At 75.7% G+C, this 20,485-nt stretch carries 16 protein-coding genes; 4 read left to right on the top strand and 12 right to left on the bottom strand.

Annotation, left to right across the window (positions count from 1 at the left end):
• The first annotated feature begins 9 nt into the window (after nucleotides 1-9).
• Nucleotides 10-2,571 carry a trehalose-phosphatase gene (otsB, locus tag DLJ47_RS22830; protein WP_109902620.1) on the top strand — a complete coding sequence of 854 codons (2,562 nt, stop codon included), beginning with the start codon at nucleotides 10-12 and terminating at the stop codon, nucleotides 2,569-2,571.
• Between the two features lie 140 nt (nucleotides 2,572-2,711).
• Here otsB and cobA read toward each other — a convergent pair whose 3' ends face one another.
• The 3 genes from cobA to cobC form a co-directional block, all read right to left on the bottom strand.
• Nucleotides 2,712-3,941, bottom strand: coding sequence for a uroporphyrinogen-III C-methyltransferase (gene cobA / locus DLJ47_RS22825; protein ID WP_109902566.1), 1,230 nt, complete (start codon nucleotides 3,939-3,941; stop codon nucleotides 2,712-2,714).
• Nucleotides 3,942-4,076: 135 nt separating this feature from the next.
• Nucleotides 4,077-5,147 (bottom strand): nicotinate-nucleotide--dimethylbenzimidazole phosphoribosyltransferase, encoded by a 1,071-nt coding sequence (gene cobT, locus DLJ47_RS22820; protein WP_109902618.1) that lies wholly within the window; start codon nucleotides 5,145-5,147, stop codon nucleotides 4,077-4,079.
• Nucleotides 5,147-6,244, bottom strand: coding sequence for an Rv2231c family pyridoxal phosphate-dependent protein CobC (cobC, locus tag DLJ47_RS22815; RefSeq protein ID WP_109902564.1), 1,098 nt, complete (start codon nucleotides 6,242-6,244; stop codon nucleotides 5,147-5,149). The genes cobT and cobC overlap by 1 nt, the downstream gene beginning before the upstream one ends.
• A 122-nt stretch (nucleotides 6,245-6,366) precedes the next feature.
• On the opposite strand from cobC, the gene DLJ47_RS22810 reads away from it, so the two are divergent.
• Nucleotides 6,367-8,499 carry a transglycosylase domain-containing protein gene (locus tag DLJ47_RS22810; protein WP_109902562.1) on the top strand — a complete coding sequence of 711 codons (2,133 nt, stop codon included), beginning with the start codon at nucleotides 6,367-6,369 and terminating at the stop codon, nucleotides 8,497-8,499.
• Nucleotides 8,500-8,628: 129 nt separating this feature from the next.
• On the opposite strand, the gene DLJ47_RS22805 is transcribed toward DLJ47_RS22810, so the two are convergent.
• Entirely contained in the window at nucleotides 8,629-9,198 is a 570-nt protein-coding gene (locus DLJ47_RS22805; protein WP_109902560.1) for a GNAT family N-acetyltransferase, read from the bottom strand.
• On the bottom strand, nucleotides 9,195-10,586 hold the full coding sequence (locus DLJ47_RS22800; RefSeq protein WP_109902558.1) for a cobyrinate a,c-diamide synthase: 1,392 nt from the start codon (nucleotides 10,584-10,586) through the stop codon (nucleotides 9,195-9,197). Before DLJ47_RS22800 ends, DLJ47_RS22805 begins: the two co-directional genes overlap by 4 nt.
• Nucleotides 10,587-10,761: 175 nt before the next feature.
• Here DLJ47_RS22800 and DLJ47_RS22795 point away from each other — a divergent pair, with 175 nt between their 5' ends.
• Nucleotides 10,762-11,586 (top strand): SURF1 family cytochrome oxidase biogenesis protein, encoded by an 825-nt coding sequence (locus DLJ47_RS22795; protein WP_199235973.1) that lies wholly within the window; start codon nucleotides 10,762-10,764, stop codon nucleotides 11,584-11,586.
• Nucleotides 11,587-11,667: 81 nt separating this feature from the next.
• On the opposite strand, the gene DLJ47_RS22790 is transcribed toward DLJ47_RS22795, so the two are convergent.
• From DLJ47_RS22790 to DLJ47_RS22775, 4 genes are all read right to left on the bottom strand, one after another.
• Entirely contained in the window at nucleotides 11,668-13,251 is a 1,584-nt protein-coding gene (locus tag DLJ47_RS22790) for an ATP-dependent DNA ligase (RefSeq protein WP_109902556.1), read from the bottom strand.
• A gap of 120 nt (nucleotides 13,252-13,371) precedes the next feature.
• The gene (locus DLJ47_RS22785) at nucleotides 13,372-13,578 is read right to left on the bottom strand and encodes a hypothetical protein (protein WP_109902554.1); all 207 of its coding nucleotides are present in this window, start codon (nucleotides 13,576-13,578) and stop codon (nucleotides 13,372-13,374) included.
• Between the two features lie 77 nt (nucleotides 13,579-13,655).
• The gene (locus DLJ47_RS22780; protein WP_199235974.1) at nucleotides 13,656-15,005 is read right to left on the bottom strand and encodes a dipeptidase; all 1,350 of its coding nucleotides are present in this window, start codon (nucleotides 15,003-15,005) and stop codon (nucleotides 13,656-13,658) included.
• Between the two features lie 74 nt (nucleotides 15,006-15,079).
• Nucleotides 15,080-15,703, bottom strand: coding sequence for a uridine kinase family protein (locus tag DLJ47_RS22775; RefSeq protein WP_109902614.1), 624 nt, complete (start codon nucleotides 15,701-15,703; stop codon nucleotides 15,080-15,082).
• A gap of 188 nt (nucleotides 15,704-15,891) precedes the next feature.
• Between DLJ47_RS22775 and DLJ47_RS22770 the strand changes: the two genes are divergently transcribed.
• Entirely contained in the window at nucleotides 15,892-16,293 is a 402-nt protein-coding gene (locus tag DLJ47_RS22770) for a rhodanese-like domain-containing protein (protein ID WP_109902550.1), read from the top strand.
• Nucleotides 16,294-16,428: 135 nt separating this feature from the next.
• Here DLJ47_RS22770 and DLJ47_RS22765 read toward each other — a convergent pair whose 3' ends face one another.
• The 3 genes from DLJ47_RS22765 to DLJ47_RS22755 form a co-directional block, all read right to left on the bottom strand.
• On the bottom strand, nucleotides 16,429-17,472 hold the full coding sequence (locus DLJ47_RS22765; RefSeq protein ID WP_146228169.1) for a hypothetical protein: 1,044 nt from the start codon (nucleotides 17,470-17,472) through the stop codon (nucleotides 16,429-16,431).
• Nucleotides 17,473-17,801: 329 nt separating this feature from the next.
• Nucleotides 17,802-19,352, bottom strand: coding sequence for a cobyric acid synthase (locus DLJ47_RS22760; protein WP_109902546.1), 1,551 nt, complete (start codon nucleotides 19,350-19,352; stop codon nucleotides 17,802-17,804).
• Nucleotides 19,349-20,347, bottom strand: a complete 999-nt coding sequence (locus tag DLJ47_RS22755; RefSeq protein WP_109902544.1) for a cobalamin biosynthesis protein — start codon at nucleotides 20,345-20,347, stop codon at nucleotides 19,349-19,351. Before DLJ47_RS22755 ends, DLJ47_RS22760 begins: the two co-directional genes overlap by 4 nt.
• Between the last annotated feature and the right edge of the window lie 138 nt (nucleotides 20,348-20,485).

Here is a 20,485-nt window from a genome sequence, read left to right as displayed (position 1 = left end):
ACCGGAGTGATGGACGCTGAGCTGCGCACCGCCATCGGCCGGATCGCCCGGGTGCCGCAGCTCCTGATCGCCTGCGACTACGACGGCACGCTGGCGCCGATCGTCGAGGACCCGAGCAAGGCCGTACCGCTGCCCGAGTCGGTGGCGGCGGTGCGCGCCCTCGCGGCGCTGCCGCAGACCACCGTGGCGGTGGTCTCCGGGCGGGCGCTGCGCGACCTGGCCGCGCTCTCCCGGCTGCCCAGCGAGGTCCACCTGGTCGGCAGCCACGGCTCCGAGTTCGACATCGGCTTCGTCGAGCGGCTCTCCCCCGAGCTGATCGCGGTGCGCACCCGGCTGCGCGACGCGCTGCGCGAGATCGCCGCCGCCCACCCGGGCATCCGGCTGGAGCGCAAGCCGGCCAGCGTCGCGGTGCACACCCGCGGGGTGGACCCGCAGGTCGCCGCGGCGGCCATCGAGGCGGTCCGCAGCGGCCCCGCCACCTGGGACGGCGTGACGGTCACCCAGGGCAAGGAGGTCATCGAGCTGTCGGTGGTGGCCACCCACAAGGGCACCGCCGTCGACCAGCTGCGCACCCAGCTCTCCGCCAGCGCCGTGCTCTTCATCGGCGACGACGTCACCGACGAGAACGCCTTCGGCAACCTGCACGGGCCGGACGTCGGCATCAAGATCGGGCCCGGCGACACCCGGGCGCAGTACCGGGTCGCCGAACCGATCGAGGCGGCGCGGGCCCTCGGGCTGCTGCTGGAGACCCGCCGGCACTGGCTCTTCGGCGAGCGGGCGGTGCCGATCGAGCGGCACTCGATGCTGGCCAACGGTCGTACCGTCGCGCTGCTCACCCCGGACGCCAAGGTCACCTGGCTCTGCCACCCCAAGCCGGACTCGGCGGCGATCTTCGCCGACCTGGTCGGCGGCAGCCCGGCCGGCCACTTCAGCGTGGCGCCGGAGCGCGGCGGCATCCCGCTCGGCCAGCGGTACCGCTCCGGCACGATGACCGTGGAGACCCGTTGGTCGGGCCTGACGGTCACCGACTGGCTCGACACGCCGGACAGCGAGACCACCCCGGACGGCCCGGCCATCCTCAGCGGCGACTCGACCCTGATCCGGGTGCTCACCGGCACCGGCCGGGCCCGCCTGGAGTTCGCGCCCCGGCCCGAGTTCGGCCAGGTGGCCGTCCAGCTGCAACCCCTCGGTGACGGCCTGCTGGTGCTCGGCTCCAACGAGCCGGTCGCGCTCTACTCCCCCGGCGTCGAGTGGGAGGTGACCAGCGACGGCGTCTACGAGACCGCCAAGGCGGTGGTCGACCTGCGCGCCGCCGGCGGGCAGGTGGTGCTGGAGATGCGCTTCGGCACGCAGAGCCTGGAACACCACCGGCTGCCGATCCACGAGCGGCAGGCCGCGGCCGAGCAGCCTTGGAAGGACTGGGTGGCCTCGCTGCGGCTGCCGAACACCGCGCGGGATCTGGTCGCCCGCAGCGCACTGACCCTGCGTGCGCTCTGCCACCAGGCGACCGGCTCGATCCTGGCCGCGGCGACCACCTCGCTGCCGGAGGAACTGGGCGGGGTCCGCAACTGGGACTACCGGTACTGCTGGCTGCGCGACGCGGCGCTGACCGCCCGGGCGCTGGTCGACCTCGGTTCGATCGAGGAGGCCGAGGGGCTGCTGCGGTGGATCGACGGCGTGGTCGAGCGCACCGGCGGGCACCCCGAGCGGCTGCACCCGCTCTACACAGTGGACGGCTACGAGCTGGGCGCCGAGGCGGTCATCGACACCCTGCCCGGCTATGCCGGCTCCCGGCCGGTGCGGGTCGGCAACCTCGCCAACCACCAGCTCCAGCTGGACGTCTTCGGCCCGGTGGCCGACCTGATCGCCGCCGTCGCCGACGCCCGCGGCTCGGTGCGCGACGACGAGTGGCGGGTGCTGGAGAACATGGTCGAGGCGGTCCGCCGCCGCTGGCACGAGCCCGACCACGGCATCTGGGAGGCCCGCCTCCCGCCGCGGCACCACATCTTCTCGAAGACGATGTGCTGGATGACCGTCGACCGGGCGCTGCACGTGGTCCGCCAGCACGGCGGCGACGACCGGCCCGAGTGGGTGGAGCTGCGCGACCGGATCGGCGCCAACGTGCTGGAGTACGGCTGGCACGAGCACGCGGAGGCGTACAGCGTCGCGTACGGGGACGAGGACATGGACGCCTCGTCGCTCTGGATCGGCCTGTCCGGCCTGCTCCCCGGCGACGACCCGCGCTTCCTCTCCACGGTGCTCAAGATCGAGGCCGACCTGCGCAGCGGCCCCGTGGTCTACCGGTACCACTGGGACGACGGCCTGCCCGGCCGCGAGGGTGGCTTCCACATCTGCACCGCCTGGCTGGTCGAGGCGTACCTGCGCACCGGCCGGCGGGACGACGCCGAGGAACTGTTCGCCCAGATGATCGACACTGCAGGGCCGACCGGGCTGCTCCCCGAGCAGTACGACCCGCTGGCCGAGCGCGGGCTGGGCAACCACCCGCAGGCCTACAGCCACCTCGGCGTGGTCCGCTGCGCCCTCCTGCTCGACAACATGCTCAAGCAGTAACCCCAAGCACCAACCACGGCGGCCGGAGACCCAGTCTCCGGCCGCCCCCACATGTGCGGGCTACCGACAACGGGCCCAGACGGACCACGCCGACGACCCCCGACCTCAGCCGACGACGACCAGAACCGGGACAGCCATGATCAGTCGAGCGAGGCCGAGGAGAGCACCGGGACGACGTCGCCGACCACCACCACTGCCGGCGGCCGCAGCCCCGCCCCTGCCACGTCCGCCGCCACCGCGGCGAGGGTCGACCGGAGCACCCGCTGGGCGCCGGTGGTGGCCTCCTGCACCACCGCCGCCGGCGTCGCCGCGGGCCGGCCGTGCGCGATCAGCGTCGCGGTGATCTCGGCCAGGTTCTTCAGGCCCATCAGGATCACCAGGGTGCCGCGCAGCCCGGCCAGGTGCTCCCAGCGCACCAGCGAGGCCGGCGAGTCCGGCGCGACGTGCCCGGACACCACGGTGAACTCGTGCGCCACCGCCCGGTGGGTGACCGGGATGCCGGCCACCGCCGGCGCGGCGATCGAGCTGGTCACCCCCGGCACCACGGTCACCGGCACGCCGGCCGCCGCGCAGGCCAGCAGCTCCTCACCGCCCCGCCCGAAGACGTACGGGTCGCCGCCCTTGAGCCGGACCACGAACTTCCCGGCCAGCGCCCGGTCCACCAGGATCCGGTTGATCTCCTCCTGCGCGCGGGCCGGCCCGTACGGGATCTTCGAGGCGTCGACCAGTTCCACGTCGGCGCGCAGTTCGTCGAGGAGCAGCCCGGGGACCAGCCGGTCGGCGACCACCACGTCGGCCGCGGTGAGCAGTCGCCAGCCCTTGACGGTGATCAGCTCCGGGTCGCCCGGCCCGGCACCGACCAGCGCGACCCGGCCGGCCGCGGCACCGGTCGCCGTCCCGACCGGGGCCGGCTCGATCCGGGCGGTGAGCAGGTCCCGCACCGCGTCCCGCACGCTCATCGCCCGGCGCGGGTCGCCGCCGCCGAGCACGGCCACGGTGACCGGGCCGTGCCGGGTCACCGCCGGGGTCCACGCGGTGGCGGCCGCCCGGTCGTCGGCGCGTACGCAGAAGATGCGCCGCTCGGCGGCGGCCGCGCTGACCGACGCGGCGGCGATCGGGTCGTCGACCGCGACCTGGACCAGCCAGGCCCCGTGCAGGTCGTCGGGGGCGAACCGGCGCGGCGCCCAGTGCAGCCGGCCGGCGTCGGCGTGCGCCCGCAGCGCCGGGGTCAGCTCCGGGGCGACCAGCAGGACGTCGGCGCCGGCGTCGAGCAGGGCCGGCACCCGTCGGGTGGCGACGGTCCCCCCGCCCACCACGACCACCCGCCGCCCGGCCAGCCGCAGCCCGAGCGGGTAGGGGTTGCCGCTCATGCCGGCACTCCGCTGCGCTCCGTGCCGCCATGAGGCACTTCCGCGCTGAGTTCGATGGTTCGCTCGCTGCGCTCGCTCATGCCTGGGCCCCGCTCCGCTGCCCGGTGGCGCGCGGCGCCACGCTGCCCAGCGCGCTCACTTCTCGGCCACCCCGGCCGAGTCGAAGGTGGCCACCTCGTGCAGCACCCGGACCGCGCCGGTGACCACCGGCAGCGCGAGCAGCGCGCCGGTGCCCTCGCCCAGGCGCAGCCCGAGGTCGATCAGGGGATCGAGGCCGAGCCGACGCAGCGCGACCGTGGCGCCCGGCTCGGCGGAGCGGTGGCCGGCGACCATCGCCCCGCTGGCGTCCGGCGCGAAGGCGGCGGCGGCGAGCGCGGCGGAGACCGCGATCACCCCGTCCAGCAGTACCGGCGTGCGGCGGGCGGCGGCGCCGAGGATCAGCCCGGCGAGGGCGGCGTGCTCCAGGCCGCCGACGGCGGCCAGCACGCCCAGCGGGTCGGCCGGGTCGGGCCGGTGCCGGCGCAGCGCGTCCCGCACCACGCCGATCTTCCGCTGGTACGTCGGGTCGTCCACACCGGTGCCCCGGCCGGTCGTCTCCGCCGGGTCGACTCCGGTGAACGCGGCGATCAGCGCGGCCGCCGGCGTGGTGTTGCCGATGCCCATGTCACCGGTGAGCAGGATGCCCGCCCCGGCGTCGATCAGTTCGCCGGCCACCCGGATGCCGGTCTCCACCGCGGCCCGGGCCTCCTCCCGGGTGAGCGCGGCGGTCACCGCCAGGTCCCGGGTACCGGCCCGGACGTTCGCCGCCACCAGCCGGGGCGCGCCGGCGTCGCTCGCCGGGGCGGCGGGCACCGGGGTGGCCACTCCGACGTCGACCACGGTGACCGTGGCGCCGGCCTGCCGGGCGAACGCGTTCACCACCGCGCCGCCGGCCAGGAAGTTGCCGATCATCTGGGCGGTGACCTCCTGCGGCCAGGGGGTCACCCCCTGGGCGTGTACGCCGTGATCGCCGGCGAAGATCGCCACCGCGGCCGGCTCCGGCAGCGGCGGCGGGCAGGCCCCGGCCAGGCCGGCGAGGCGTACCGAGAGTTCCTCCAGGGCGCCGAGCGAACCGGCAGGCTTGGTCAGCCGACCCTGCAGTTCCCGGGCGGCGGCCATCGCCGGCTCGTCCAGCGGCCGGATCGCCGCGATCGTGGTCTCCAGCATCATGCCTCCAGGATCTGCGCCAGTACCTCGGTGAACGCGTCGGTGGTGGCCGGGTCGCGGACGGCGATCCGCAGCCAGTCGGGGCCGAGGCCGGGGAAGGTGTCGCCCCGGCGTACCGCCCAGCCGCGCTCGCGCAGGGCGGCCCGTACGGCGGCGGCACCGGGCAGTTGGACCAGCACGAACGCGCTGGCCGGGCGGCCGGCGACGCGTACCCCCGGCAGGGCCGACAGGCGGGCGACCAGGTGGTCGCGGTCGGCCGCGAGCCGGGCGGCGATCGCGCGCTCGGCCTGGACCGCCGCGGGGCCGGCGCAGGCGGCCGCGGCGGCCAGCGCGGGGGTGGAGACCGCCCAGAGCGGCTGCACGGCGGCCAGCCGGTCGAGCAGCGGTGCGGCACCGAGCAGGTAGCCGATGCGCAGCCCGGCCAGTCCCCAGGTCTTGGTGAGGCTGCGCACCACCAGCAGGCCGGGCAGGTCCCGCCGGGCGGCCAGGGACTCCGGCTCGCCGGGTGCGCCGGGCGCGGCGGTGGTGTCGGCGAACGCCTCGTCGACCACCAGCACCCGACCCGGGCGGGCCAGCGCGGCCAGGTCGGCGGCGGGGTGCAGCACCGAGGTCGGGTTGGTGGGGTTGCCGATCATGACGAGGTCGGCGTCCGTGGGCACCCGGGCCGGGTCGAGCCGGAAGCCGTCGGCGGGGTCGAGCAGCACCCGTTCGACCTGGTGGCCGGCGGCCCGGAGTGCGGCCTCCGGTTCGGTGAACTGGGGGTGCACCACCACCGGCCGGCGTACCCCGCGCAGCGCCTGGGCGAGCAGCACGAAGCCCTCGGCCGCGCCGGCGGTGAGCAGCACCTCCGCCGGGGGCCGGCCGTGCCGGGCGGCGACGGCGGCCCGGGCGGGCGCGGGGTCGGGATACCGGGCGAGGTCGGCCAGCGACGCGGTGATCGGCTCGGCCAGCCAGGGCGGCATCGGGGCGCGGCGGACGTTGACGGCGAGGTCGACCAGACCCTCGCCCACCTCCGCGTCGCCGTGGTGGGCGAGGTCGGGTTCGTGGGCGGGGTCGGGCCGGACGCCGGTGGGCGCCCCGATCGGCTGACCGCGCATGACCGCGATCCTGCCGGGAAGGCGGCTCACGGGACAGCGTGTCCCGGCGTAAGACGCGTCACCACTCACGGCGTTCATGAATACTTCTCATGGATGAATCGGAAATGTCATAACTTGGCCGTGTGAGCAACCGACCCCTTGCTGCCGCTGGTCACCTCCTTCCCCTCGTCCGCGCCGGGCTGATCGCCGGCATCGTGATCGCCGCCGTGGCCTATCCGTTGGCCGCCGCCACCGGCATCGGCGCCAAGGTCACCGCGCACGCGCTGGAGCACAAGACCAAGATCCTGACCGTCGCGCTGCCGGCCGAGACGTCGTACCTGTACGCGCCGGACGGCAAGACCGTGCTGACGATGTTCTACGAGGAGTACCGGCAGTACACCAAGCTGGCCGACATGTCGCCGAACATCCAGCAGGCGATCGTCGCGGCCGAGGACTCGCGGTTCTACCAGCACCACGGCGTCGACCCGAAGGGCGTCGCCCGCGCCTTCGTGGCCAACGCCCGCTCCAGCGGCGTCTCCCAGGGCGCCTCCACGCTGACGATGCAGTACGTCCGGATGGCGCTGCGGGACAGCGCGAAGACCCCGAAGGAGGTCCAGGAGGCCACCCAGCAGACCAGCCTGCGCAAGGTCCGCGAGATGCGGATGGCGCTCGACCTGGAGAAGGAGCTGAGCAAGGAGGAGATCCTGGAGCGCTACCTGAACTCGGCGTACTTCGGCCACCGGGCCTACGGCATCTACGCGGCCAGCGAGATCTTCTTCTCCAAGACCCCGAAGGACCTCACCCCGGTCGAGGCGGCCACCCTCGCCGGCCTGGTCAAGTCCCCGTCCGAGTACGACCCGGCCAGCTCGGACCAGAAGGACGCCACCGCCCGGCGCAACTACGTGCTGGACCGGATGGCCCAGCTCGGCTACCTCTCCGCCAACGACGCGGCGCGGGCCAAGAGCGAGCCGATCCGGCTCAAGCTGAGCTACCCGCCGAACGACTGCGCCTCGATCCCGGAGAAGTGGAACAGCTGGGGCTTCGCCTGCGACTACCTGAAGAACTGGTGGAGCGCGCAGCCCGCGTTCGGGGACAACCGGCTGGAGCGGATGGACAAGCTGCGCCGGGGCGGCTACCGGATCGTGCTGAGCCTGGACCCGAAGATCCAGGAGGCGGCCGAGAAGAACGTCGGCGCGAAGGAGGGCACCGGCAGTCCGTTCGCCAACGGCATAGTGGTCTCCGAGCCGGGCACCGGGCGGGTGAAGGCGATGGCGGTGAACCGGACCTACTCGCTGGACCTGGCCGAGAATCCGCCCAGCTCCAACCCGGAGGCCAGCCCGACGACGAAGGCGAACTACCCGAACACGGTGGCGCCCCTGCTGGGCGGCGGCAGCCTGCCGGGCTACCAGGCCGGATCGACGTTCAAGATGTTCCCGATGCTGGCCGCGCTCAACGCGGGAATGCCGCTGTCCACCTCGTTCAACGCCCCCTACCGCTACCGCTCCGAGGTCTACGACGGCTGGGCGCCGTCCAACGCCAGCGGCGCGATGTCCGGTAACCAGACCATGTGGTCCGGCTTCGGCAAGTCGGTGAACACGTACTTCGTCTGGCTGGAGGAGCAGGTCGGCGCGGACAAGGCGGTCCGCCTCGCCGAGCAGCTCGGGCTGCGCTGGCGCACCGACGTGGACCGGGAACACGCCTCCCCGAGCAAGGCGCCGAAGTGGGGTGCGTTCACCCTGGGCGTCTCCGACGCCACCCCGCTGGAGATGGCCAACGCGTACGCGGCCATCGCCGCGGACGGGCGGTACTGCGAGGCGATCCCGGTGCAGTCGATCCACAACCGGGACGGCACGCCGACCACCTACCGGACCGCCGGCGGGATCGAGCGCGAGGTCGCCAAGCCACGCTGCCGGCAGGTGGTGAGCGCGGACGCGGCCCGGGCCGCCACCGACGCCGCCCGCTGCCCCACCGGGGACACCCCGGCGCGCGGAAGCTGCGGCGGCTGGTCGACGGCGGACAGCGTACGGGGCACGGTCGGGCGTCCGGTCGCCGGCAAGACGGGTACCACGGACAGCACCCGGTCCGCCTGGTTCGTCGGCTACACCCCGGAGCTGGCGGCGGCGAGCTTCATCTCCGACCCGGACAACCCGTTCAACGCGGTCGGCGACGGCCAGTCCCAGATCCCGATCGCCGCGGTCGCGGAGACCCTCCGCGACGCCCTCAAGGGCAAGCCCACCCGCCAGTTCACCCCACCCTCCGACCGCATGGTCGGCTGACCAGCCTCGGCTCGGGTGGTCCGGGGGATCGGGTCCGCGACCGCCCGACCCCCTCGACCACTGCGACGGCGCCGGCCCGCCCGGCCCCTCGGCCACGGCGACGGCGGTCGGCCCGGCGGCGGGTCAGTGTCAGTGAAGGTCGGCGGTCACGAAGGACCAGACCTCCAGGTCGACCCGGCCGCCACGGGCGTAGCCGGCGTTGCGGAGCAGGCCCTCGTAGCTGAACCCGGCCTTCTCGGCCACCCGGCGCGACGCCAGGTTGCCCGGCGCCACCCGCAGCTCGACGCGCTGGAAGCCGTGCTCCAGGATCAGCGCGATGGCCAGCGCGTCGACCGCCTCGGCGGCCAGCCCGAAGCCGCGGGCGTGCGGCGCGATCGCGTAGGAGACCTCGGTGCACCGGGCACCCCAGTCGGTGCGCCGGGTCCAGAGGCAGCCCACCACCCGGTCGTCCTCCCGGCGGACCACCCCGTAGTGGTCGCCGTCGCCGGCGTCCCGCCGCTGCCGGGCCAGGTCGGTGCACCAGGCGTGGCCGTCGATCTGCCCGGTGGCATCGGCCAGCGGCAGCCAGCGCTGGGTCTGCTTGTCGGCGAAGACCTCCTCGGCCGCCGGCGCGTCCGCGGCCACCAGCGGGCGCACCTCGGTGCGCGGGGTGGAGACGGTCAGCGCCGGGAACCGGCGGACCGCCACCTGACCGATCACGCCGGCACTCCGCCGGGCCGCGCCTCCTCGACCGCCGGCTCCGCCGCCGCGGCGGCCACCAGCCGGGCGGCGATCTCCCGGTCCGCGGCCCAGTGCACCACCAGCTGCGAGGCGTGCACGCCCCGCCAGACGAAGCCCTCCGGCGCGCCGCCCGACCAGCTCCAGACCGGGCGCTGCCCGGCCCGCGGGGTGAGCACCGCCCGGTGCGCCTTGTGCCCGGCCAGCACGGCGCCGGCCGGCGCGACGACGGTGCCGGTCAACGCGGTCGCCTCCCGGTAGCCGACCACCATGCCCTCCCGGCTCGCGCCGACCGCGTCGAGCACCCCGCACATCGGCAGCCCGTCCAGCTCCCGGGCCAGCCAGAGCAGGCCGGCGCCCTCGGCGACCACCGGTCGCCCGGTGCGGGCCAGCTCGGCGACCGCTATGCAGAGCCGGCGGTTGGCGGAGAGCTGCTCGGCGTACGACTCGGGCAGGCCGCCGCCGACGACCAGCGCCCGGCTGCCGGCCGGCAACGCCTCGTCGCGCAACGGATCGACGGTGACCACCTCCGCCCCGGCCGCCCGCAGCAGCTCGGCGGTCTCGGCGTGGCTGTAGCTGCCGCCCGGTCCGCCAGCCAGCGCCACCACCGGGCGCTCCCCCGCCGGCGGCTCCCCGCCCGGGCTCGGCGACCAGGGCTCGGCGGGCAGCGGCGGGGCGGAGCGGGCCAGCCCGAGCAGCCGGTCCAGGTCGACGGTGGCGGCGACCGCCTCGCCGAGCCGGCGCACCGCCCGGGTGGCCTCACCGGAGCCGGCGAGCGCGGGAACGGCGCCCAACCGGCGCGCCGGCAGCACCGGCGGCAGGTCCTGGCGGCGCAGCACGCCGTAGACGGGCACGCCGATGTCGTCGAGCGCCTCGCGCAGCAGCGCCTCGTGCCGGGCCGAGGCGACCCGGTTGAGGATCACCCCACCCAGCCAGATCTGCTCGTCGTACGACCGGAAGCCGTGCACCAGCGCGGCCACCGACTGCCCGATGGCGGCCACGTCGACCACCAGCACGACCGGGCTGCGCAGCGCGATCGCGACGGCCGCCGTCGACTCGGTCTCGGGACGGCCGGCGAGGCTGTCGTAGAGGCCCATGCTGCCCTGCACCAGGGCGAGTGTGGCCCCGGCGGCGCCGTGCCCGAGCAGGGGGGCGATCCGGTCCGCGCCGACCAGCCGGGGATCCAGGTTGCGCCCGGGCCGCCCGGCGGCGAGCCCGAGGTAGGCCGCGTCGACCTGGTCGGGGCCGATCTTGAACCCGGCGACGTGGTCGCCCCGGTCGGCGAGCGCGGCGAGCAACCCGATCGCCAGCGCGTTCTTGCCGTGCCCGGAGGACGGCGCGCTGAGCACCAGGCGCGGCACGACGGTCATCATCGACTCCCTCGCGGCTGCGGGTACGCGGCCACGGACCGCAGCCGCGGTCCGCCCGCGTGACGATAGCCGAACCCGCCGCCGGGCGAACGCCGGCGACCGGGCGGGTCGCGGTCGCCGGCCGCACCAGCGGCACCCGGTCCGGCACAGTGGCCCGGGTCATACGGGTAGCCTCGTGGTCGTGTACCGGTTCCTGCTGACGCCGCGCTGGCTGGGCATCCTCGCGCTGACCCTGGTCGCCGCGACGGTGATGGTGCTGCTCGGCAACTGGCAGCTGGACCGCTACCGGGGTCGCACCGAGGTCAACGAGCGGATCGACGCCGGCCTGCGGATGGCCCCGGTGCCGCTGCGGGAGGCGGTGCCCGCGCCGACCGGTGGCAGCGGCACGGCCGGCCCCCCGCCGGCCGAGGAGAAGGTGTGGAGCCGGGTCACCGTGACCGGCCGGTACGACACCGCGAACGTGGTCCTGGTCCGCGGCCGGACGGCGGAGCGGAACGTCGGCTTCGAGGTGCTCACGCCGCTGGTGCTGGCCGACGGCACGGCGGTGCTGGTCGACCGGGGCTGGATCCCGCCGGCGCCGGGTGGCGCCACCGCCCAGCCGCAGGTGCCGGACGCCCCGACCGGCGAGGTCACCGTGGTGGGCCGGGTGCACGAGAGCGAGAGCGGCTCGGTCGCGGTGTCCCGGCGCGAGGGCCGGCTGGAGACCCGGCGGATCGGCGTCCCCCAGCTCGCCCGTGAGCTGCCCTACCCGGTGCACGGGGCGTACCTGCTGCTGGACGAGCAGACGCCGGCGGCCGATCCGGCCTTCGTCGCGGTGTCGGTCGGGCACGCCAACAACTGGCAGAACTTCGGCTACGTCGTGCAGTGGTGGCTGTTCGCCGGGATGACGCTGGTCGGCTACGTCTGGGTGGCCCGCCGGGAGGCCCGCCGGCTGTCGGGGGCGACGCCGCAGGGGCCGGTCGACCGGGCCGCCGAGCCCGCCCCGAGCACCCCGGCCTGACCCTGCCGGCGCGCTGCTCAGCGCTCCGGCGGGACGCTCGCCGCCGGCCGCGGGCGCGCCCGCGACGGCTGGGCGGTGTGGTCAGCCGGTGGGGCGGCCGGCGTGGATGGCGCGTACCGCGTCGATGGTGTCGGCCTCGGCGGCGGTCTTGTCGTCGCGGTAGCGCACCACCCGGGCGAAACGCAGGGCCATCCCGCCCGGATAGCGGGAGCTGGTCTGCACCCCGTCGAAGGCGATCTCCACCACCTGCTCGGGGCGGACCCGCACCACCCAGTCGCCCTTCTCCACCGCGAGGTCGAGGAAGCGCTCGGTCTGCCAGCGCAGCAACTCGTCGGTGAGCCCCTTGAACGTCTTGCCGAGCATCACGAACTCGCCGGTGCGCGGGTCGCGGGCGCCGAGGTGCAGGTTCGACAGCCAGCCGGTACGCCGGCCACTGCCCCACTCCACCGCGAGCACCACCAGGTCGAGGGTGTGCCGGGGCTTCACCTTCACCCAGGCGGCGCCACGGCGGCCCGCGTCGTAGGGCGCCTCGGGCGACTTGACCACGACGCCCTCCTGGCCGGCGTCGACCGCCGCGGCGAACGCCACGCCGGCCTGCTCCGGCCCGTCCACCTCCATCCGCCCGACCAGCAGCGAGGCGTCGACCGCGCCGGCCAGCGCGGCCCAGCGGTCCCGGCCGGGCAGGTCGATCAGATCCGCGCCGTCGAGGTGCAGCAGGTCGAAGAAGTACGGCGTGAGCACCGGCTGGCCGGTGGTCTCGGCGGCGGCGAGCACCGCCGGGGCGACCGGGGCGCGGCCGGTGGTGCTCGGGGTGGTGCGCCGGGCCGCCCGGCTGGCGGTCTCCTGGAACGGCAGCGGCCGCCCGGTCGCGTCCAGCCCGATGGCCTCGCCGTCGAGCACCAGTTCGCGGGCGGGCAGCGCGCGTACGGCGGCGACCACCTCGGGCACCCGCGTGGTGATGTCGTCGAGGCTGCGGGTGAAGACGGCGATCTCCGACCCGGAGCGGTGCACCTGGATCCGGATGCCGTCGAGCTTGACGTCGACCACGGCCGGGGTGCCGGTGGCGGCGAGCGCCTCGTCGACCGAGGGGGCGCTCTGGGCCAGCATCGGCGCCAGTGGGCGCCCGACCCGCAGACCGAAGGTGGCCAGCGCGGCGGCGCCGCCGGTGAGCGCGGCCACCGCCACGGCCCGCAGGTCACCGGCGAGCAGCAGGGCCCGGCGAACGGCGGTGAGCGGCACGCCGGCCGCCTTGGCCACGGCGTCGGCGAGCAGCCCCGCCTGGGCGCCCTGCCGCAGCTCGCCGCTGAACAGCGCGGTGAGAAGGCGCTGCTCGTCGGCGGTGGCAGCGCCGAAAAGCGCCCCGAGCAGCGCCCGGCGGCGGGCCTGCGAACCGGGGCCGTGCACCGCGGCGATCTCGTCGATCGCCGCGTCGACAGCGGTCACCGTCAGCGTGGGCTGCTCGGCGGCCGGCGGCAGGTCGCGCAGGCTCGCCCAGCCCACCCCGGTCTGCCGCTGGCGCAGCTCGCCGGCGAGCCAGCCGGCGCCGGCCGCGATCTCCGCCGGGTCGAGCCGGCGCAGCGCCTCGGCGAGCAGCTCCACCTTGGCGCGCCGGCCGCTGGTGGCGCCGACGGCGGCGGAGGTGGCTGCCAGGTCGATGAACCGCACGGGTTCATCCTGCCAGCCACCCCCGACACCAGCGCGGCATCGCCGTGCCCGGGCCGGCGCGGCCCCCAGGACCAACCGCCCCGCCGGCCGGGACACCCGCCGCGCGAACCGGGATGCCGGTCAGGCCGAGACGGGTTCCTCGATGCGCAGGCCGCGGGCGCGGACCTCGTCGGCGACCCGGGAGAGCACCGCGTCCAGCGCGACCAGGGCGGCGGACAGCTCACCGAGCTGTTCCTTGAGCGTGTCCTCGGGCCACGCGGAGACGTCGACGTCCCCCAGAGCGCTGACGGCGGCCCCCAGCCGGGCCATCACCTCGTTCGTACTCATGTTCGAAAGGCTATAACAGCCCCGCGCCCGACACACCGCAAACTCCGACATCGATCGGGAAGTTACGGTTCCGACGCCTACCGGCCCTTCGCCGCCTCGGCCACCTTGGCCAGCAGCAGCGTCTCGGCCAGGCAGACCCGGGCGAACTCGCCCAGGTGCAGGCTCTCGTTCGGGCCGTGCGCCCGGGCGTGCGGGTCCTCCACGCCGGTCACCAGGATCGCGGCCTGCGGGAACATCTCCTGGAAGGTGGCGATGAACGGGATCGAGCCGCCGACGCCGATGTCCACCGGGTCGGTGCCGTCCCAGGCGGTGCGGAAGGCGGATCGGGCCGCGTCGAACATCGGGCCGGCGGCGTCGATGACGCACGGGAAGCCGTCGTGCTCGAAGGTGACCTCCACCCGCGCCCCCCACGGCACGTGCTTCTCCAGGTGGGCGCGCAGCGCCGCGTACGCCCGCTTGGGGTCGTCGCCCGGCGCGAGCCGGATGCTGAGCTTGGCCTTGGCCGCCGGCACCAGGGCGTTCGGCGCCTCGCCGGTGGCCGGGGCGTCGATGCCCAGCACGGCCAGGGCCGGCTTGGTCCAGAGCCGGTCGGTGATCCGGCCGGTGCCGATGAACGACACGCCCTCGATCATCCCGGCCTCGGCGCGGAACCGGTCCTCCGGGTAGTCGACGGTGGCGCCGTCCCGCCCGACCAGGCCCTCCACGGCAACGTCGCCGGCGTCGGTGTGCAGGGTGGCCAGCAGCCGCACCAGGGTGGTGAGCGCGTCCGGCACCGCGCCGCCGAACATCCCGCTGTGCACCGCGTGGTCGAGCGTGCGCACCTCGACGAAGCAGTTCACGATGCCGCGCAGCGAGGTGGTCAGCGCCGGCACGCCGATGTCCCAGTTGCCGGAGTCGGCGATCACGATCACGTCCGAGGTGATCTCGTCACGGTGCTCGGCGAGCAGCCGCTCCAGCGAGTCGGAGCCGTACTCCTCCTCGCCCTCGATGAAGAGCACCACGCCGACCGGGAGGGCGTCGCCGAAGGCGCGCAGCGCGGCCACGTGCGCCATGATGCCGGCCTTGTCGTCGGCGGCACCCCGGCCGTAGAGGCGGCCGTCCCGCTCCACCGGCTCGAACGGGTCGGACTCCCACAGCGACAGGTCGCCGACCGGCTGCACGTCGTGGTGGGCGTAGAGCAGCACCGTCGGCGCGCCGGGCGGGGCCGCCTTCTTACCGATCACGGCCGGTTGCCCGCCGGAGCGCACGATCTTCACGTCGAGGCCGCAGCCGCGCAGCAGCTCGGCCACCGCCTCGGCGGAACGCTCGACGTGCGAGTGGTCGAAACCCTCGAACGCGATGCCGGGGATGCGCACGAGGCGCTCCAGGTCGGCGCGGACGCCGGGCAGTTCCCGCTCGACGGCGGCCCGCAGGTCGGACTCGGACATGGTCGGTGTGGTCATGACCGGCATCGTATGCCGGCCTTACCTGGCGGCACCGCCCGAGGCGGCAGGGACGCTGGTCAGGGCAACCGCAGGTAGTAGCGGTCGGCGTCGTGCGGCAGCCTCGGCGCCCCGTCGACCACCACGTCGGCCCGCGCCCGGGTGCGGTCGGCGGCGAAGTGCGCCCGCTCGCCGGCGTGCCAGCGGCGCAACTCCGGCAGGATCTGCGCGCCGTCCCGCTCGACCGCCCGGGCCAGCCGCAGCGGCGCCGGGGCGGTGACGAAGACGGCGAGCGTGAGGTCCGGCCGCGCCGCGGCCCGGGCCGCGCTCACCCCCTCGACGAGCAGCACCGGCGTCACCGGCACCGGCACCGGACGCGGCAGGAAGCGCTGCCGCACCCAGCTGTACCGCTGGTAGGCGCCCGGCCGGCCGGCACGCAGCGGCGCCAGCACGCACGCCTCCAGGCGGGTCCAGAAGGTGAGCTGGTCGGCCCAGCCGTCGAGCAGGTCGTCGGTGTGCACCACGGGCGGCCGCCGGCCGCCGGGCAGCCCGGCGAGCGCGTCCGCGAGGCGCGCCGCGAAGACGCTCTTGCCCGCGCCGCTGGGCCCGTCGACCGCCACCAGCCGGGTCCGCCCCAACCGCGCCGGCGCGGCCAGCACGCGGCGGGCCAGTTGGGCGTACGCCTCGACCACGACCACCGCCACCCGCCGACGGTAGCCGGCCCACCCGGCCGTCGGGGCGGGCCGGTACCCACGGGTGCCGGCGTCCGGCGCGCCCCGGCCGGCGCGTACGCGTGCGGTCGCCCGTTCGGGCGGTCGTGGCACGGACCGGGGCCGTTCCCCGGCCGGACACCGGGACGGGACGGGATGATCGGCTGGTGTCCCACAGCGTGATGAGTCCGGGCGTCGACGCCCTGCTGGAACAGGCCCGCGCCGGGGTACGCCGGCTGACCCCGCACCAGACCGTCGAGGCGGTCCGCACCGGGTCGTTGCTGATCGACACCCGCACCGAACGGCAGCGGCAGGAGCAGGGCGAACTGCCCGGCGCCATCGTCATCGACCGCACCGTGCTGGAATGGCGGCTGGACCCGGCCAGTGCCTGGCGGATCCCCGAGGCCACCGGCTACGACCTGCGGATCGTGCTGGCCTGCCGACACGGCTACAGCTCCAGCCTGGCGGTGGCGAGCCTGCGGGCGTTGGGGCTGCACCGGGCCACCGACATGATCGGCGGGGTGCAGGCGTGGCTGGCCGCCGGGCTGCCGCTGTCCGACCGCCCGGCTGACGTCCGCTACTGACCGGGCGCCGGTGCGGCCCGCGGGGACGTGGACCGGATCGGCTGGGCGAGCCACCCGGGCCGCGCGTCGCCGGGCGGGATCCAGGCGCCCGGCTCGCCCTGCTGCGGAGCAGCCCCGCCACGCCGCCGGGTGGTGTCAGTCGTCCACCGGGTTCCCGGCGGGCGCGACCCGGGCCAGCCAGGCCGCCGCGTCGGCGGGGCCGAGTTCCCCGTCCACCGTCAGCGAGCCGGGCACCGTCGGGTACCGGCGGACGTTCTCCCAGCTGCGGGTGTAGGACGGCGGGTCGAGCACGACGACCCGGACCCCGTCCAGCAGCGGGATGTCGGCCGGAAGTCCCTCGTTCCAGATCCACCCGCCGTGGCCGTCCACCAGGTTGAAACTGCCGGTGACCATGCCGCCGAACCGCTCCGGCGGCGCGTCGGTGGCGACCGCGACCCACGCCGGGTCGACGGTGAGCCCGGCGATCCGGCCCGGTTGCGCCAGCGCTCCGGCCAGCAGGGTGTGCAGCTGGAAGTTGTCGCCCACGCCGTCGACGGTGACCCACCAGCCCCGGCGGGTCTCCCGGTGCAGGACGAGCAACCGCTCGGCGTCGAGCAGTCGCAGCAGCCCGAGCATGCAGTCCAGGTCACCGCGGACGTCGGCCAGCCCGCTGCCCAGCTCACGCAGCCGCGCCCGGTGCGGGAACGTCTCCCGTAGGGCCGTCGAGTGCTGCAGCAGCGTCGTCGCCGGCATCGCCCAGTTGCCGGCCGAGAGCCAGCCCAGCGCCGCCCGGAGGGCGCCGTCCTCGTCGCCGCCGGCCGCGGTCATCGCCGCGGTCGCCGGCTCCAGCGCGGTGGGGTCACCCGGTTCGGGCAGTTCCTCGTCGGGGTGGACCCGTTCCCAGGCGGCCCGGAACCGCTCGGCCTCGGTGAGCGCGTCCAGCAGCCCCTCGGCGACGGCGGGGACCAGCGGGTCCGGCCCGGCGCCCAGCTCCACCAGCGCGCCGCAGAGCACCGCGAACTGCCCGCCCGCGCTGATTCCCAGCTCGGGCAGGAGCGCGACGCAGCGGGACAGCGCCTCGTCCAGCTCGGCGGGCGGGGCCTGCTGGGCGGCCTCCCACAACCGCGGCACGGCTTCGGTCATCCGGGCGCTGTCGTGCCCCCGCACGGCCGCCTCCACCTCGGCGCAGCGATCAGTCAACTTTCCGGAACTATTCAAGAACACCGGCGCACTCTAGCGATCCCGCCGCCCGCACGGTGTCCCGCTGGCGTCCGCGCCGGCCGTCGTCGGCCGCCCGTTGCTTCGCAGGCCACCGCCGGTTCCGCCACCGGCCGGAACGACAGGTCAGTGCTCGCCACGGGCCGGAGCACCGCCGCTGGCCGTCTTCCGGAGGCATTCCGGAGGTCTGCCTGAGGTCTGCCTGACGCTGCACGCCGGCCGGTGCTGGTCTGGGTCCGCGCTGGTCTGGGTCCGCGCTGGTCTGGGTCCGCGCGACGCCTGCCCCGGCGGCCGAACGGCCGGACGGCCGGTCAGTGGCCGGCGCCGGGCGGGGCGCCGGGCGGGATGAAGGGCAGGCCGGGCGGCGGCCCGGTCTCGACGAGTCGCCAGAGGGCGTCGGTGTCCAGGTGCTCCTCGACCAGGTCGCCGAGCAGGTCCAGGGACCGTTCCCGGGCGGCGGCGAACGAGGTGTCCGGCGCGACCCGGAAGCCGTGCCGGCCGGCCATCCGGGCGGCCTCGGTGAGGAACCGCCGGCGGAACTCGTCGGACTCGAACGCGCCGTGCCAGTGGGTGCCGTGCACGGTACCGGCGACGGCACCCTCCGCGGTGCCGTCCGCGTAGCTGAGCAGCGGGGTCAGGCCGGGTTCGGTCGATGAGACGTAGCCGTGGTGGATCTCGTAGCCGCGCACCGGCACGTCCGGGCCGGCCGTGCCGGCGGACTGCCGGACGGTCTTGCGCGGGTCGAAGGTGATCTCGACGGGCAGCAGGCCGAGGCCGGGCACGCTGCCCCGCCGGCTCTCCACCGGGTCGTGGATCGCCCGGGCCAGCATCTGGAAGCCGCCGCAGATGCCGAGCAGCGGCTTTCCCGCCGCCACGTGCGCCAGCACGGCGTCGGCGAGCCCGGTCTCCCGCAGCCAGGCCAGGTCGGCCACTGTCGACTTCGAGCCGGGCAGCACGACCAGGTCGGCGGCGGCCAGTTCGGCCGGTTCAACGGTGAGCCGGACCCGTACGCCCGGCTCGGTGGCGAGCGCCTCCACGTCGGTGGCGTTGCTGATCCGGGGCAGCCGGACCACTGCCACGTCGAGCCAGTCGGTGCCGTGCGGGGCGGCCGGCCGGCCGAGCATCCGGCCGTAGGCGAGCGAGTCCTCCGCGTCCAGCCACAGGTCCAGCGACCAGGGCAGCACCCCGTACGTCGGGCGGCCGGTGACCCGGTGCAGCATGTCCAGCCCGGGCTGGAGCAGCCCGCGGTCGCCCCGGAACTTGTTGATCACGAAGCCGGCGATCAGCGCCTGGTCGGCCGGATCGAGCAGGGCGACGGTGCCGAACATCGAGGCGAAGACGCCACCCCGGTCGATGTCGCCGACCACGATGGTGGGGAGCCCGGCGTGCCGGGCCAGCCCCATGTTGACGTAGTCGCCGGCACGCAGGTTGATCTCGGCCGGGCTGCCGGCGCCCTCGCAGATCACCACGTCGTAGGCGGTGCGCAGCTCGGCGAGCGCCGCGTACGCCGTCTCGGCGAGCCGGGGGCGCAACTGGCGGAAGTTGCCGGCGGTGACCGTGTCCACCGCCTGGCCGAGCAGCACCACCTGACTGGCCAGGTCGCTGCCGGGCTTGAGCAGCACCGGGTTGAACCGCAGGTCGGGGGCGAGACCGCAGGCGGCGGCCTGCATCGCCTGCGCCCGGCCGATCTCGCCGCCCTGGCCGTCCGCCCCGACCACCACTGCCGAGTTGTTGGACATGTTCTGCGCCTTGAACGGCGCCACCTTGACACCGCGGCGGTGCAGCCACCGGCAGATGCCCGCGGTGAGCACGCTCTTGCCGGCGTCCGAGGTGGTGCCGGCGACCAGCAGCCCTCCGCTCACCGCGCGCTCCCCCGCCCGCCGAGCACCCGGCGCCCTGCGGCGGTCACCAGCCGGCCCACGGTCAGCGGGTACGCGGCGGCCAGCCCCAGCGCGGCCAACCCGACCGCGCCGGAGATCCGGGCCGCCCGCCTCAGGTGCCGGGCCTCCGGTCGGGGACCGTCACCGAGGAACGGGCGCACCTCCGAACGCCCGAAGTAGACGTTGCGCCCACCCAGCCGTACGCCGAGCGCCCCGGCCATCGCCGCCTCGCACTGCCCGGCGTTCGGGCTCGGGTGGTCGTTGCGGTCCCGCCGCCAGACCCGCCAGGCCCGGTCCCGATCGCCGCGCCCGACCGGTGCCAGCGCGACGGTGAGCAGCCCGGTCACCCGGGCGGGCACCAGGTTGAGCAGGTCGTCGAGGCGGGCGGCCGGGGTGCCGAACCGGGCGTACCGCGGCGAGCGGTGGCCGACCATCGCGTCGAGGGTGTTCGCCGCGCGGTAGCCGAGCAGGCCGGGCAGCCCGGCGACCGCGCCCCACAGCAGCGGGGCGACGACCGCGTCGGAGGTGTTCTCGGCCACCGACTCGACAGTGGCGCGGGCCAGTTCCGGCTCGTCGAGCGCGGACGGGTCCCGCCCGCAGAGGTTGCCGAGCCGCTGCCGGGCCGCCGGCAGGTCACCGTCGCGCAGCGCCCGGCCCATCACGGTGGCCTCGGTGCGCAGGGTGCGCCCGCCGAGCACGGTCCAGGTGCCGGCGGCGACCAGCACCGCCCGGGCCACCGGCCGGCGTCGGGTGGCGATCGTGGCGGCCGCGCCGAGCAGCACCGGCATGCCGACCGCCATCGCCGTGAACGCGCCGCCGGCCGGCCGGTCCGGTCGGTACACCCGCCGTTCCAGGGCACCCGCCGCGCGGCCGAAACCCGCCACCGGGTGCCACCGCCGCGGGTCACCGAGGAGCGTGTCCAGGGCGTACCCCGCGGCCAGTCCCACCGCGTTCGCCACCGGCGCAGCCTGCCGCACCCGTCACCACCTCCGGCCGGCCAGCCTAGACCAGCCCCACGCTCCCACCCTCGCCCCGCGCACCCGCCCGGCACGCTCCCCGCCGCACGGGACATCCCGTGCTCGGGCCGGCCGGGCCCAGGACGGCCGGGTTTGGGA

This window comes from Micromonospora sp. S4605 (assembly GCF_003176715.1).
GTDB lineage: Bacteria > Actinomycetota > Actinomycetes > Mycobacteriales > Micromonosporaceae > Micromonospora > Micromonospora echinaurantiaca.
Note: the sequence above shows the minus strand (reverse complement) of the source record. Positions and strands in the feature narration are given on the sequence as shown.